Origin of the sequence: Paraburkholderia ferrariae NBRC 106233 (assembly GCF_000685035.1) — a bacterium.
In the GTDB taxonomy this organism is placed as follows: Bacteria; Pseudomonadota; Gammaproteobacteria; order Burkholderiales; family Burkholderiaceae; genus Paraburkholderia; species Paraburkholderia ferrariae.
Genome location: NZ_BAYB01000012.1, coordinates 237981 through 251685 on the forward strand (window position 1 = coordinate 237981; position 13705 = coordinate 251685).

The 13705-nt window shown below is 68.0% G+C and carries 16 protein-coding genes; 7 read left to right on the top strand and 9 right to left on the bottom strand.

The window, feature by feature from the left end; translation table 11 throughout:
- Positions 1-151: 151 nt before the first annotated feature.
- The 8 genes from rng to BFE01S_RS14945 form a co-directional block, all read right to left on the bottom strand.
- Positions 152-1621 carry a ribonuclease G gene (gene rng / locus BFE01S_RS14910; RefSeq protein ID WP_028226213.1) on the bottom strand — a complete coding sequence of 490 codons (1470 nt, stop codon included), beginning with the start codon at positions 1619-1621 and terminating at the stop codon, positions 152-154.
- 9 nt (positions 1622-1630) lie between these two features.
- Positions 1631-2254 (bottom strand): Maf family protein, encoded by a 624-nt coding sequence (locus BFE01S_RS14915; protein ID WP_042337672.1) that lies wholly within the window; start codon positions 2252-2254, stop codon positions 1631-1633.
- 185 nt (positions 2255-2439) lie between these two features.
- The gene (gene rlmH / locus BFE01S_RS14920; protein WP_028226215.1) at positions 2440-2910 is read right to left on the bottom strand and encodes a 23S rRNA (pseudouridine(1915)-N(3))-methyltransferase RlmH; all 471 of its coding nucleotides are present in this window, start codon (positions 2908-2910) and stop codon (positions 2440-2442) included.
- Positions 2911-2935: 25 nt separating this feature from the next.
- On the bottom strand, positions 2936-3562 hold the full coding sequence (gene rsfS / locus BFE01S_RS14925) for a ribosome silencing factor (RefSeq protein ID WP_028226216.1): 627 nt from the start codon (positions 3560-3562) through the stop codon (positions 2936-2938).
- Positions 3563-3564: 2 nt separating this feature from the next.
- A complete protein-coding gene (locus tag BFE01S_RS14930) occupies positions 3565-4296 on the bottom strand; it encodes a nicotinate-nucleotide adenylyltransferase (protein WP_028226217.1) in 732 nt (243 codons plus the stop codon).
- An 18-nt stretch (positions 4297-4314) separates the two neighbouring features.
- Positions 4315-5313 carry an oxygen-dependent coproporphyrinogen oxidase gene (gene hemF, locus BFE01S_RS14935; protein WP_084169861.1) on the bottom strand — a complete coding sequence of 333 codons (999 nt, stop codon included), beginning with the start codon at positions 5311-5313 and terminating at the stop codon, positions 4315-4317.
- A gap of 296 nt (positions 5314-5609) precedes the next feature.
- Positions 5610-6884, bottom strand: a complete 1275-nt coding sequence (purD, locus tag BFE01S_RS14940) for a phosphoribosylamine--glycine ligase (RefSeq protein ID WP_028226219.1) — start codon at positions 6882-6884, stop codon at positions 5610-5612.
- Positions 6885-7015: 131 nt separating this feature from the next.
- The gene (locus tag BFE01S_RS14945) at positions 7016-7744 is read right to left on the bottom strand and encodes a YebC/PmpR family DNA-binding transcriptional regulator (RefSeq protein ID WP_028226220.1); all 729 of its coding nucleotides are present in this window, start codon (positions 7742-7744) and stop codon (positions 7016-7018) included.
- Between the two features lie 138 nt (positions 7745-7882).
- On the opposite strand from BFE01S_RS14945, the gene BFE01S_RS44290 reads away from it, so the two are divergent.
- Positions 7883-8041: a hypothetical protein gene (locus tag BFE01S_RS44290; protein WP_156967016.1), complete on the top strand. Its 159-nt coding sequence runs from the start codon at positions 7883-7885 to the stop codon at positions 8039-8041.
- A 94-nt stretch (positions 8042-8135) separates the two neighbouring features.
- On the opposite strand, the gene upp is transcribed toward BFE01S_RS44290, so the two are convergent.
- Entirely contained in the window at positions 8136-8786 is a 651-nt protein-coding gene (upp, locus tag BFE01S_RS14955; RefSeq protein ID WP_028226221.1) for a uracil phosphoribosyltransferase, read from the bottom strand.
- Between the two features lie 319 nt (positions 8787-9105).
- On the opposite strand from upp, the gene BFE01S_RS14960 reads away from it, so the two are divergent.
- The 6 genes from BFE01S_RS14960 (at position 9106) to kdpA (ending at position 13701) form a co-directional block, all read left to right on the top strand.
- Positions 9106-9885 (top strand): SDR family oxidoreductase, encoded by a 780-nt coding sequence (locus BFE01S_RS14960; protein WP_028226222.1) that lies wholly within the window; start codon positions 9106-9108, stop codon positions 9883-9885.
- A gap of 87 nt (positions 9886-9972) precedes the next feature.
- On the top strand, positions 9973-10362 hold the full coding sequence (locus BFE01S_RS14965; RefSeq protein WP_028226223.1) for a methylglyoxal synthase: 390 nt from the start codon (positions 9973-9975) through the stop codon (positions 10360-10362).
- A 109-nt stretch (positions 10363-10471) separates the two neighbouring features.
- A complete protein-coding gene (locus BFE01S_RS14970; RefSeq protein ID WP_028226224.1) occupies positions 10472-11446 on the top strand; it encodes a quinone oxidoreductase family protein in 975 nt (324 codons plus the stop codon).
- Between the two features lie 238 nt (positions 11447-11684).
- A complete protein-coding gene (locus tag BFE01S_RS45810; RefSeq protein WP_062871681.1) occupies positions 11685-11810 on the top strand; it encodes a hypothetical protein in 126 nt (41 codons plus the stop codon).
- Positions 11807-11899 (top strand): K(+)-transporting ATPase subunit F, encoded by a 93-nt coding sequence (gene kdpF, locus BFE01S_RS14980; RefSeq protein WP_027795505.1) that lies wholly within the window; start codon positions 11807-11809, stop codon positions 11897-11899. Before BFE01S_RS45810 ends, kdpF begins: the two co-directional genes overlap by 4 nt.
- Entirely contained in the window at positions 11896-13701 is a 1806-nt protein-coding gene (gene kdpA / locus BFE01S_RS14985) for a potassium-transporting ATPase subunit KdpA (RefSeq protein ID WP_028226225.1), read from the top strand. The genes kdpF and kdpA overlap by 4 nt, the downstream gene beginning before the upstream one ends.
- Positions 13702-13705: the final 4 nt, after the last annotated feature.

Below are 13705 nucleotides of genomic sequence, written 5' to 3' on the forward strand. Positions count from 1 at the left end.
TTCTGCTATTGGGTCAACGAAAGCGGCGACCGTGTGCCCGATGTACCCGACGACCTTCGCGCCATGATGGAAGCGATGGGCGGCACGGTGGAGATCGACGAATACCGCTAGAACCGCGCCGGCGCATGGACCCGTGCCGCCGGCGCGATGCTCACATCAGCACGATATCGTACTGCTCCTGGCTCAGATTCGACTCCACCTGCAACGACACCGGCTTGCCGATGAAGTCGATCAGCATGGCCAGGTGTTGCGACTCCTCTTCGAGAAACAGGTCGATCACCTGCTGCGACGCCACCACGCGGAACTCGCGCGGATTGAACTGGCGCGACTCGCGCAGGATTTCGCGCAGCACGTCGTAGCAGACCGTGCGCGCGGTTTTCACCTGGCCCTTGCCAAGACAGGTCGGGCACGGCTCGCACAGCACATGCGCGAGCGATTCGCGCGTGCGCTTGCGTGTCATCTCCACGAGCCCCAGTTGCGAGAACCCGTTCACCGTCACGCGCGTGCGATCGCGCGCGAGCGCCTTCTTCAACTCGCCCAGCACCTGGTCGCGGTGCTCGAGGTTTTCCATGTCGATGAAGTCGATGATGATCACGCCGCCCAGGTTGCGAAGGCGCAACTGGCGCGCGATGGTGTGCGCCGCTTCGAGATTGGTCTTGAAGATCGTGTCGTCGAAATTGCGCGCGCCCACGTAGCCGCCCGTGTTCACGTCGATTGTCGTCATCGCCTCGGTCTGGTCGATCACGAGATAGCCGCCCGACTTCAGATCGACGCGCCGTGACAGCGCGCGCTGGATCTCGGCTTCGATGTTGTAGAGGTCGAAGAGCGGGCGCTCGCCGGTGTAGTGGTGCAGGCGCGGCGTGACGGCGGGCGTGAACTCTTTCGCGAATTCCGAGAGCCTCTGGAAGGTCTCGCGCGAATCCACCTGCACGCGCGTGGTTTCTTCGTTCACGAAGTCACGCAATACGCGCTGCGCGAGGTTGAGGTCTTCGTAGAGCAGGCTCGTGGCCGGCAGGCGCTGCCCCGATGCGACGATGGTCGCCCAGGTCTTGCGCAGATAGGCCACGTCGGCGGCGAGTTCTTCGCTCGTGGCGTCTTCGGCGATGGTGCGCACGATATAGCCGCCTTTCTCGTCCGCCGGCAGCACGGCCGTGAGGCGCGCGCGCACCGCTTCGCGCTCGGCCTCGCTCTCGATCTTCTGCGAGATGCCGATGTGCGGTTCCTGCGGCAGATAGACGAGCGTGCGTCCCGCGATGCTCACCTGGGTGGAGAGCCGCGCGCCCTTCGTGCCGATCGGGTCTTTCACGACCTGCACCATGAGCGTCTGTCCTTCGAACACGGTCTTTTCGATGGGCTGATGATGCGCGCTCTGGTGCGCTTCACCCGCAATGCGCGGATGCCAGATGTCGGCCACATGGAGGAACGCCGCGCGTTCGAGGCCGATGTCGATGAAGGCGGACTGCATGCCCGGCAGCACGCGTACGACCTTGCCGAGATAGACATTGCCGACCCGCCCGCGCGACAGCGTGCGCTCGACATGAAGCTCCTGCACTGCGCCTTGCTGGACCAGCGCGACGCGCGTCTCCTGGGGCGTGACGTTGATCAGGATTTCTTCGTTCATGGTGTAGTTCTAGAAGTCGATGCGCGCTGTGCGCAGCAGCGCGGCTGTTTCGAATAATGGCAAACCCATGATACCCGAATAGGACCCGTCGATCCGCTCGACGAACTCGGCCGCGCGGCCCTGGATGCCATAGGCGCCGGCCTTGCCGAAGGGCTCGCCGCTTGCGACGTAGCGCGCGATCGCGGCCGCCTCGGCGTTGGCGAAGCGCACGTGCGAGCGCGAGAGCGCGACGGGCAGGCAGATGCCTTCGGCATTGACCACCGCGACGGCGGTGAGCACTTCGTGGTCGCGGCCCGCGAGGCGTTCGAGCATCGCGAATGCTTCGGCGGCGTCGTGCGGCTTGCCGAGGATGTGGCCGTCGATCGTCACGGTGGTGTCGGCCGTGAGTATGGGGGCGTGTGCATGGGAGCCGGCCACGAGGCGTGCGCGCGCCGCGTCGGCCTTGGCGGCGCACACGCGCGTCACGTAGTCGGCGGCGCTTTCGCCGGGCAGCACGGCTTCGAGTGCTTCGGCGTCCTCATCGGGGCGCGGCAGCAGGAGCTCGAAGCGCACGCCGAGCTGCGTGAGCAGCTCCTGGCGGCGGGGGCTTTGCGAGGCGAGATAAACGTACGGCCAGGTCGCGGTGGTGGTCATCGGAATGTCTCGGGCGTGGCGGAAATGGGGGGGACGCGACGGGCTGCGGCGCGTGCCGCACCGCGCCATCTCGCCATCGCGCGCCGGCCGCCGCGCGCAATGCGTCAGGACGGCGCCGCTGCGGCGACGGCCCTGCGCGCTGGGTTCGTCATGCTGATGCCGCAGCGTACCCGCAGTGCGTCAATTTACACGCGATGATAGGGGTGATTCTGCGTAATGGTCCAGGCGCGGTAAAGCTGCTCGGCCAGCAGCACCCGCACCATCGCGTGGGGCAGCGTGAGGCTCGACAGGCGCAACAGCAGATCGGCGCGCGACTTGAGCTGCGGATCGAGCCCGTCCGCACCGCCGATCAGGAACGCCACGTCGCGCCCGTCCTGCTGCCAGCCTGGCAGCGCCTCGGCAAGCTGCATGGTGGTCCAGTCGCGGCCGCGTTCGTCGAGCACGACGATGCGCGCGCCCTTGGGCAGCGCCGCCTCGATGCGGGTGCGCTCGGCGGCCATCACACTTTCCGCGGAGCGGCCCGACGAGCGCTGCTCGGGCTTCACTTCGCGCAGTTCGATGCGCAGCTCGGGCGGCATGCGCTTCGTGTACTCCTCGAAGCCTTCGGCGATCCAGTCCGGCATCTTGTGGCCGACGGCGACGATATGCAGTTTCATCGGAATGAATGCCGCGCGGCGCCGCTCACTTGCCCGCGCTGCGGCGTGCAGCGGTCTTGCGCGCCGGTGCGCCTGCAGATCGGGTTGCGGGCTTCTTTGCCGCAACCTTCTTCGCGGCCGGCTTCGCGCCGGACTTCGCAGCGGGCTTCCTGGCGGGCTTCCCGGCGGCTGGCTTCGCAACCGGTTTCACAGCCGGTTTCGCGGCTTTCTTCACCGGCGCCTTTTTCGCCGCGACCGGGGCCTCGTCCTCGATTTCGTCTTCCTCGTCCATCGGCTCGCTCGGGCGTGCGCCCGCGAATCCGGTGGTGGCGGCGAGCTTGATGCGCACCGGCTTGTCGCCCCAGATTTCCTCGAGGTTGTAGTACTGGCGCAGCGCGGGCTGGAGGATGTGCACGACCGCGTCGCCGCAATCCACGAGCACCCATTCGCCGATGTCCTCGCCTTCCGTGCTGATGATGTCGCCGCCGGCTTCCTTCACTTTCTCGCGCACGCTGGAGGCGAGCGCCTTGGTCTGGCGGTTCGAGGTGCCGCTCGCGACGATCACGCGGTCGAAGAGTTCGGTCAGGTGGCTGGTGTTGAATACCTTGATGTCCTGTGCCTTGACGTCTTCGAGGCCGTCGATGATGACGCGTTGCAGTTTGCGGATGTCCATATTTACCCGTGGTACAGATGATGTTGAAGAATATAGTCCCACACGGCCGCGGGAACCGGCGCCGCGGTGTGCGGCGCGGCGCCTTCGGGCGCGCAGGCTTGGGTTTCGCGCGCGGCGCGGCAGGCGCGGATCCGGCTGCGGATTTCGGTGGCCGAAACGTCGTAGGCCAGTTGTTCGTCGATCACCACGCGGCCGTGCGGCGTTGCGGCAAGCGCGTCGGGCTCGGCGCGGCGCGCGGCGACTTCGGCGGCCACGGCCGGCGGCAGCGCCGCGAAGTCGAAGCCGGGGCGGCTCGCCACGCCCAGATGCGCGAGTTCGAACAGTTCGCGCCAGGCCTGCCAGGTGTCGAGGTGCAGCAACTGATCGGCGCCCATCAGCAGCGTGAGCGAGCATTCGGCGGGGCCGTTGCCGGCGCGCGCGCGAAAGCGCCGCAGCGTTTCGACCGTGTAGGTCGGGCCGTCGTGCTCGATCTCGTCGGTATCGACCGAGACCGTTACGCCGGGCAGCACGAGCGAGCCGGCCGCCGCGCGCGTCATCGCGAGGCGGTGCCGGGCGGCGCTCACTTCGGGCTTCTGCCACGGCTGGCCGGCCGGCAGCAGGACGAGCTCGGTCAGATCGAGCAGGCCGGCAAAGCGCCGTGCGAGCGCGAGATGGCCTTCGTGAACCGGATCGAACGTGCCGCCGAAGAGGCCCACGCGGCGCGCGAGCGGTTGGGACTGGGGAGCGGGCTTCACAGTATGGGCGTCACGGTGTCAGATCCAGTCGCGCACCGGCAGGAAGTCGGTGTAGAGGCGCGCTTCGGGCGAACCCACTTGCGGCTGCCAGTCGTAGCGCCAGTTCGCCGTGGGCGGCATCGACATCAGGATCGACTCGGTGCGCCCGCCGCTTTGCAGGCCGAAGTGCGTGCCGCGGTCCCACACCAGGTTGAATTCGACATAGCGGCCGCGACGGTAGGCCTGGAAATCGCGCTCGGCTTCGCCGAAGGGCAGGGCGCGGCGCTTTTCGACGATCGGCAGGTAGGCCGCGAGGAAGCTGTCGCCCACGCTTTGCATGAGCGCGAATGCCGCGTCGAAGCCGCCCTCGGCGTAGTCGTCGAAGAAGATCCCGCCCACGCCGCGCGCTTCGTTGCGGTGCTTCAGGAAGAAGTACTCGTCGCACCAGCGCTTGAAGCGCGGGTAGAGGCCCTCGCCCCAGGGCGAAACCGCGTCGCGGCAGACGCGGTGGAAGTGCTGCGCGTCTTCTTCGAAGCCGTAGCAGGGCGTGAGGTCCATGCCGCCGCCGAACCAGAACACCGGCGTTTCGTCGGCCTTCGTGGCGAGCAGCATGCGCACGTTCATGTGCACGGTCGGGCAGTACGGATTGCGCGGGTGCAGCACGAGCGAGACGCCCATCGCCTCGAAGCCGCGTCCGTTCAGTTCCGGGCGCGCGGCCGTAGCCGAGGGCGGCAGGGCGTCGCCCGCCACGTCGGAAAAGCCGATGCCCGCGCGCTCGAAGAACTGGCCGCCTTCCAGGATGCGCGTGCAGCCGCCGCCGCGCAGCTTCTCGCCGGGCGCGCGCTGCCAGCGGTCAGTGGCGAGCGGCGTGCCGTCGAAGGCGCCAAGCGCGTCGGCAATGCGCGTCTGCAAACCTTCCAGCCAGGCGCGGACGGCCGCGCTGTCGGCGACGTCATGGGTCACTGCGCTGGCCGTGCTGTCTGCACCGGTGGAGCTTGCGCGCTCGTCCTGAGCGCCGGGGCGGGTCGAATCGGTCATGGGTGAAAAGGCGGGCGGCGTGCCGGGTTTGTGCCGGCGGCGTCGCGGGTTCGTTCTCGGAGCCGTGTCCTGCCGCGCGCGCACGCTTCGCGCGTGGGGCGGCCGACAGCGGCAGTGTAGCGCCGATCGGCCTGGCGTCGGGCCGGATGCGTGTTGCGCTCGCCGGGTGTGGCGTGCCCGCCGCGCCTGCGCGGGCTGGCGGGGTGATGCCGCGCACCCCTCTGGCTGGCGCAAAAAACGGCGGCCCGGGCCATGCCGTCGCCTTGCGGCTCGGCACGCACCGGCCGCGCGGCGTTTTACTGCTTGCGGCCCGCTGCGCGGTAGCCGATGTCGTGGCGATACTGCATGCCGTCGAACGAGATGCGGTTGACGGTCTCGTAGGCGACCGACTGCGCGCTGCGCACCGAATCCGCGAGGCCGACCACGCACAGCACGCGGCCACCCGAGGTGACGAGCTTGCCGTCCGCGAACTGCGTGCCCGCGTGGAACGTGACCGAATCGGCGGTTTCAGCCGGGATCTCGCTGATGCGGTCGCCGTTGCGCGGCGTATCCGGATAGTTGTGGGCGGCGAGCACGACGCCCAGCGCCGTGCGGCGGTCCCATTCGAGCTCGACCTGGTTGAGCGTGCCCGCGATCGCGTGCTCCACGACTTTCGAGAAGTCGCCCTTCAGGCGCGCCATGATCGGCTGCGTTTCCGGGTCGCCCATGCGGCAGTTGAATTCGAGCGTCTTCGGGTTGCCCTGCGCGTCGATCATGAGGCCGGCGTAGAGGAAGCCCGTGAAGCGGATGCCTTCCTTCTCCATGCCCGCCACGGTCGGCAGGATGATCTCGCGCATCACGCGCGCATGCAGTTGCGGCGTGACGACGGGCGCGGGCGAGTACGCGCCCATGCCGCCCGTGTTCGGGCCCTGGTCGCCGTCCTGCAGGCGCTTGTGGTCCTGGCTCGAAGCGAGCGCCAGCACGTGCTTGCCGTCCACCATGACGATGAAGCTCGCTTCTTCGCCCGCGAGGAATTCCTCGATCACGACACGCGCGCCGGCGTCGCCGAGCTTGTTGTCGGCGAGCATCATGTCGATGGCCTGATGGGCTTCTTCCAGCGACATCGCCACCACCACGCCCTTGCCCGCGGCGAGGCCGTCGGCCTTGATCACGATGGGCGCGCCGTTCTTCTCGACGTAGGCGTGCGCCGCCGTGGCGTCCGAGAAGGTCTCGTAGGCGGCCGTGGGGATGTGGTGGCGCTTCATGAACGCCTTGGCGAAGTCCTTCGAGCTTTCGAGCTGCGCGGCTTCCTTCGTCGGGCCGAAGATCTTCAGGCCGCGCGCGCGGAACACGTTGACGATGCCGGCCGCGAGCGGCGTTTCCGGCCCGACCACGGTGAAGGCGACCTGCTCGCGCTCGGCGAAATCGGCGAGCGCGCCGATGTCCGTGATATCGACATTGGCGAGCCGCTCGTCCTGCGCGGTGCCGCCGTTGCCCGGTGCGACGTAGACGAGCTGTACGCGCGGCGCCTGGGCGAGTTTCCACGCCAGCGCATGTTCGCGGCCGCCAGAACCGACGACGAGTAACTTCATGTGAATCCCCGAAAGACCAGAACCAGAAACAGTTGCGGCCGGCGCGCAATGCGCCGGCCGTGGAAAGCGTGGGTGCCTGCGCGGCCCCGGCAGCCCCCGGCGGGTAGCCCCGGCAGGGCTGGCGAGCGCCTTTACTCCCCGGCGATCGACGCGTTGGTGTACACCTCCTGGACGTCGTCCAGGTTCTCGAGCGCGTCGAGCAGCTTCTGCATCTTCACGGCGTCGTCGCCCGCGAATTCGACTTCCGTCTGCGGCTTCATGGTGACTTCGGCCATTTCCGCCTTGAAGCCCGCGGCTTCGAGCGCGGCCTTCACCTTCGGAAACTCGAACGGCGGGCAGACCACCTCGATGCTGCCGTCGTCGTTGGTCACGACGTCGTCGGCGCCGGCTTCGAGCGCGGCGTCCATCAGCTGGTCCTCGGCGGTGCCCGGCGCGAACACGAACTGGCCGACGTGATCGAACATGAACGCCACCGAGCCGTCGGTGCCCATGTTGCCGCCGAACTTCGAGAACGCGTGGCGCACTTCCGCGACGGTGCGGGTGCGATTGTCCGTCATCGTATCGACGATGACGGCCGCGCCGCCGATGCCGTAGCCTTCGTAGCGGATTTCCTCGTAGCTCGCGCCGTCGACGCCGCCCACGCCGCGCTGGATCGCGCGGTTGATGTTGTCCTTGGGCATGTTGGCGTCGTAGGCCTTGTCCACGGCCAGACGCAGGCGCGGGTTCGAGTCGGCGTCGCCTCCGCCCATGCGCGCCGCCACCTGGATTTCCTTGATGAGCCGCGTCCAGACCTTGCCGCGCCTGGCGTCAGCCGCGGCTTTCTTGTGCTTGATGTTGGCCCATTTCGAATGACCCGCCATACCTATCTCCGTCGCACGCCGATGCGTGCATGGTGCAATGTGCAGTTGTCGATGCGTGTTCGCGGGCACGGCCGGCGGCGCGCGGCGCATGCCTGGCGCTCGAGCGCCGGGTGCGGCGCGTGGCCGGGGTGCCCATGAGTGTCTTGTTCGCCGGTTCTGTCCACCCGCGCGGCGCGGTCCGGCCGCGCGCTCGCGTCCGGCGCCGGGCCGCAGGGCATGCTGGCCGCGCACGGCTTCGTGCATCCCGTGCCCATGCGTGCGCGCAACGCGGCGCTCGCCCGGGTCAGGTGGATCTGAATTTTATCACGCCGGGGGCGTCCGGCCCCGCCCCGGAGTGCGGGAAAGGCCGGATTGCAGGGCGGCGGGCACGCTGCCCGGCCGCCCTGCGGCGTCAGTTCTTCGTGCCGAACAGGCGGTCGCCCGCGTCGCCGAGGCCGGGCACGATGTAGGCGTGCCCGTCGAGGTGCGAATCGAGCGAGGCGACGTAGAGCTTCACGTCCGGGTGGGCCTTCTGGAACACCTCCACGCCTTCGGGCGCGGCCACGAGCGCGAGGAACGAGATGCGCTCGCCCGTCACGCCGCGGCGTTTGAGGACGTCGATGGCATGCGCGGCCGAGTAGCCCGTGGCGACCATCGGGTCGCACAGGATGAAGTTGCGGTCTTCGAGATCGGGCAGGCGCACGAGGTATTCCACGGGGCGGTGGTCGTCGGCGCGATACACGCCGATATGGCCGACACGGGCCGACGGGATCAGCTCGAGCAGGCCGTCCGACATGCCCACGCCCGCGCGCAGCACCGGCACGATGGCGAGCTTCTTGCCCGCGATCACGGGGGCGTCCACCTCCACGAGCGGGGTTTGCACGCGGCGCGTGGTGACCGGCAGCTCGCGCGTGATTTCGTAGCCCATCAGCAGCGTGATCTCGCGCAGCAGCTCGCGGAACGTCCGGGTGGACGTGTCCTTGTCGCGCATGTGGGTGAGCTTGTGCTGGATCAGCGGGTGGTCGAGGATGAAGAGGTTCGGAAAGCGGCTGTCCTGTTTCATGGCGGGGCGCACGAGGCTGCAAGAAAAATCGGGGAATCGGCTGGGCCGGCGCGAGGGCGTGGGCGCCGCGCTACAGCCGCAAGTATACGGGAACTCCCCCGGTTCCGGCATGCTCCGGGGTGGTTCCGCCGTGCTCGCGCAGCGGTTTCGGGCCGGCCCGGGAGCGCGTTCGGCGCCGGGCGGAGTGGGCCGGACCGGCCTTTCCCGGGCCGGTGCGGGCGCGCCGCGCGCGATTCTTCTAGAATCCGGAAGGGCGGGGCGGCCCCATGGGCGCGTCCTTCATGCAACTGTCATGCAAGCCGGAACAGGACCTCTACACATGGACATGGGCATCGCAGGGCGCCACGCGCTCGTCTGCGCGGCAAGCAAGGGCTTGGGCCGCGGCTGCGCCGAGGCGCTGGCGGCCGAGGGCGCGAACATCACGATCGTCGCGCGCACCGAACAGACGCTGGAAGAAACCGCCGCGCGGATCCGCACGAGCACGGGCGTGGCGGTGAAAACCGTGGCGTGCGACATCACCACGGCCGAAGGCCGCGCTGCCGCGCTCGCCGCGAGCGGCCAGCCGGACATTCTCGTGACCAACGCGGGCGGGCCGCCGCCGGGCGACTTCCGCACTTTCACGCACGAGGCATGGAGCGCGGCGCTCGAAGCCAACATGCTCACGCCCATCGCGCTGATCCAGGCGACGATCGACGGCATGATCGCGCGCGGCTTCGGGCGCATCGTCAACATCACGAGTTCTTCCGTGAAGGCGCCCATCGACGTGCTGGGCCTCTCGAACGGCGCGCGTTCGGGGCTGACGGGGTTCGTCGCCGGCGTCGCGCGCCAGGTGGCCGCCACGGGCGTCACGATCAACAACCTGCTGCCGGGCGCGTTCGACACCGACCGCATCGAGGCCACGATCGTCGCCCAGGCGAAGGCGACCCACCGGCCGGTCGATGAGGTGCGCGAGCGCCGCATCGCGACGATCCCGGCGCGCCGCTTCGGTACGCCCGAGGAATTCGGGCGCGCCTGCGCGTTCCTGTGCAGCGTGCACGCGGGGTATATCACCGGGCAGAACTGGCTGATCGACGGCGGCGCCTATCCGGGCACGTTCTAGCCGGGTACATTCGGGCCTGTGCCCGCCGCTTCGGCGCCCGGGCGCACCGACCGTCACTACTTACCGAAACGAAGGAGCATCGAAGTCATGTCAACCCGCGTCGCGCTGATCGCACACGACCACAAGAAGGACGACATCGTCAAACTGGCCGGCGAGTACGCCGACGCCCTGCGCCGCTGCGAGATCATCGCCACGGGCACGACCGGCTCGCGCATCGAGGCGGCGCACGGCCTGAACGTCGAACGCATGCTCTCCGGCCCGCATGGCGGCGACCTGCAGATCGGGGCGCAACTGGCCGAAGGCCGCGTGGACATGGTCATCTTCCTGCGCGACCCGATGACGCCGCAGCCGCACGAACCCGACATCAACGCGCTCGTGCGGGCCTGCGACGTGCACAACGTGCCGTGCGCGACCAATATTTCGACGGCGCGCATGATACTCGACGTGCTGAGGCTGCGCCTCACCGACGCGATCTGAGCGGGCGCCGCCGGGCGCACTCCGCCACCGGCCGCGGGCTGCCGGCCACCGGTTACGCAAGGGCGGCCGCGCCACCGAACACCGAAGCAACTAATCGACAGGAGACACGATGAGCAAGGCTATCCGTATCGAGAAGACCGGCGGCCCGGAGGTCATGAAGTGGGTGGACGTCGAAGTGGGCGAGCCCGGCGAGGGCCAGATTCGCCTGAAGCAGACGGCATGCGGGCTGAACTACATCGACGTGTATTTTCGTACCGGCCTCTATCCGCAGCCGCTGCCCGCGGGACTCGGCATGGAGGCGGCGGGCGAGGTGAGCGCGGTGGGCCCGGGCGTGAGCGGGCTCGAAGTGGGCGACCGCGTGGCCTACGTGGCGCGGCCGCCGGGCGCCTACGCCGAGGAGCGCGTGCTGCGCGCGGACCAGGTGATCCGCCTGCCCGACGCGATCAGCGACGAGGCCGCCGCCTCGATCATGCTGCAGGGCCTGACCGCCCAATACCTGCTGCGCCGCACCTACCGCGTGAAGGCCGGCGACACCATTCTCATCCAGGCCGCCGCGGGCGGGGTCGGGCTGCTGGTGTGCCAGTGGGCCAAGGCGCTCGGCGCGACGGTGATCGGCACCGTGGGCTCCGACGAAAAGGCCGCCGTCGCGAAGGCGCACGGCTGCGACCATCCCATCGTCTACACGCGCGAAGACTTCACGGCCCGCGTGCGCGAGATCACGCACGGCGCGGGCGTGCCCGTGGTGTACGACTCGATCGGCAAGGACACGTTTCAGAAGTCGCTCGACTGCCTCGCGCCGCTCGGGCTCTTCGTGAGCTTCGGCAATGCCTCGGGGCCGCTGCCGCCCATCGACTCGTCCGAGTTCGCCGGACGCGGGTCGCTTTTCTTTACGCGCCCCACGCTCTTTACCTATATCGCCAAACGCAGCGACTACGAGGCGATGGCCGCCGAGCTCTTCGAAGTCGTGGCCTCGGGCAAGGTGAAGACATCGATCAACCAGCGCTACGCGCTCGCCGACGTGGCGCAGGCTCATGCGGACCTCGAAGCGCGCCGCACCACGGGCTCGACCATTCTGATTCCCTGATTCCCCGATTGCGGCATGTGCGGCGCTGCCGGGCGTTCGCTAACCTCCCCGCGCGCAGGCGGCCCCGCCTGCGCCGTTTTCCCTTCCCCTGGTTCTCTCGCCTGTCCCGGCTTTTGACCGCCGGCGCCCTCTGCGTGTTTACGCTTTTTTTATACCGCTCCCACCACCTTTAATCCGTTCTTGACGGGGAAACCCTTACTGTTGCGCCATCCGTCATCCGTGAATGGAGAACACGACAATGGATGTGCTGTATATCGGGGGGCTAGCGGTATTCGCGGGGCTCACATATGCGTTAATCGCCGGCTGCGAGAAGCTCATGCAGTACCGGCGCGGGGATCGCGGCGCTACAGGAGCTCGTTCATGACCTGGATTCTTTGGTTGTCGGGAGCGGCGACGCTCCTGCTGTTCGTCTATCTGGTCCATGCGCTGCTGCGCGCGGAGGATATCGAATGAACGGCAATAATCTGCTGCAGACCGGCCTTTTCGTCGTCGTCCTGCTCGCGCTGGCCGTGCCGGTGGCCGGCTATATCACGCGCGTACTCGACGGGCGTTCGCGCGTCGTGCGTCTTTTCGCGCCGCTCGAGAACCTCCTGTACCGCATGGCGGGGGTCGATCGCGACGCCGAGATGGACTGGAAGCATTACGCATTCGCCACCATCTCGTTCAACGTGCTGGGCGTCGGGTTCCTCTACCTGCTGCTGCGCATCCAGGGCTGGCTGCCGGGCAACCCGCAGCAGTTCAGCGCGATGACGGTGGACGGCGCGTTCAACACGGCGGTGTCCTTCGTCACCAACACGAACTGGCAGGACTACACGCCCGAGCAGACCGTGAGCTACCTCACGCAGATGCTCGGCCTCACCGTGCAGAACTTCCTTTCGGCGGCGACCGGCATCGTGGTCGTGATCGCGCTGATCCGCGGCTTCGCACGTCACTCGACGAAGACCATCGGCAACTTCTGGGTCGATCTCACGCGCACGACGCTCTACATCCTCGTGCCGATGTCGGCCATCATCGCCGCGCTGCTCATGAGCCAGGGCATGATCCAGAACTTCAAGTCCTATCAGGACGTGCCGGTTCTGCAGACCACGACCTATGCGGCGCCTAAGCTCGATGCCCAGGGCAACCCGGTGAAGGACGCCCAGGGCAACGCCGTGACGGTCGACACCAAGGTGACGACGCAGACGCTCGCCATGGGCCCCGTGGCTTCGCAGGTCGCGATCAAGATGCTCGGCACCAACGGCGGCGGCTTCTTCAACGCGAACTCGGCGCACCCGTACGAGAACCCCACGCCGTTCTCGAACTTCGTGGAAATGATCGCCATCCTGATCATTCCCGCGTCGCTGTGTCTCGTGTTCGGCAACATCATCGCCGACCGGCGCCAGGGGATCGCGGTGCTCGCGGTCATGACGATTGCGTTCGCCGTCGCGGTGGGCTTCGAGCTCAGCGCGGAGCAGACGGGCAATCCGCTCTTCACCTCGCTCAACGTCGATCAACACGCGAGCGCGGTGATGGCGGGCGGCAACATGGAAGGCAAGGAAACGCGCTTCGGCATTGCGCAGACCGGCATCTTCGTGGTCGCGACCACGGCCGCCTCCTGCGGCGCGGTGAACGCGGCACACGACTCGCTCACGCCGGTCGGCGGCCTCGTCCCGATGCTGCTCATCCAACTGGGCGAAGTGGTGTTCGGGGGCGTGGGTTCGGGCCTTTACGGCATGCTCGTGTTCGCGTTGCTCGCGGTGTTCGTGGCGGGTCTCATGATCGGCCGCACGCCCGAGTACGTGGGCAAGAAGATCGAATCGTTCGAGATGAAGATGGTGTCGATCGTGGTGCTGCTCACGCCGTTCCTCGTGCTCGTGGGCACCTCGATCGCGGTGCTCACCGACGCGGGCAAGGCCGGTATCGCCAACCCCGGCGCGCACGGCTTCTCGGAAATTCTGTATGCGTTCAGCTCGGCCGCGAACAACAACGGCAGCGCCTTCGCCGGCCTGACGGTGAGCACGCCCTTCTATAACTGGATGACGGGTATCGCCATGTGGTTCGGCCGCTTCGGCACCATCGTTCCGGTGCTCGCCATTGCCGGCTCGCTCGCCGGCAAGAAGCGCCTCGCCGAGACGGGCGGCACGCTGCCCACGCACGGCCCGCTCTTCGTCGTGCTGCTGCTCGGCACGGTGCTGCTCGTCGGCGCGCTGACCTACGTGCCCGCGCTCGCCCTCGGCCCCGGCGTCGAGCATCTGATCATGATGGGCGTGCACTGAACAG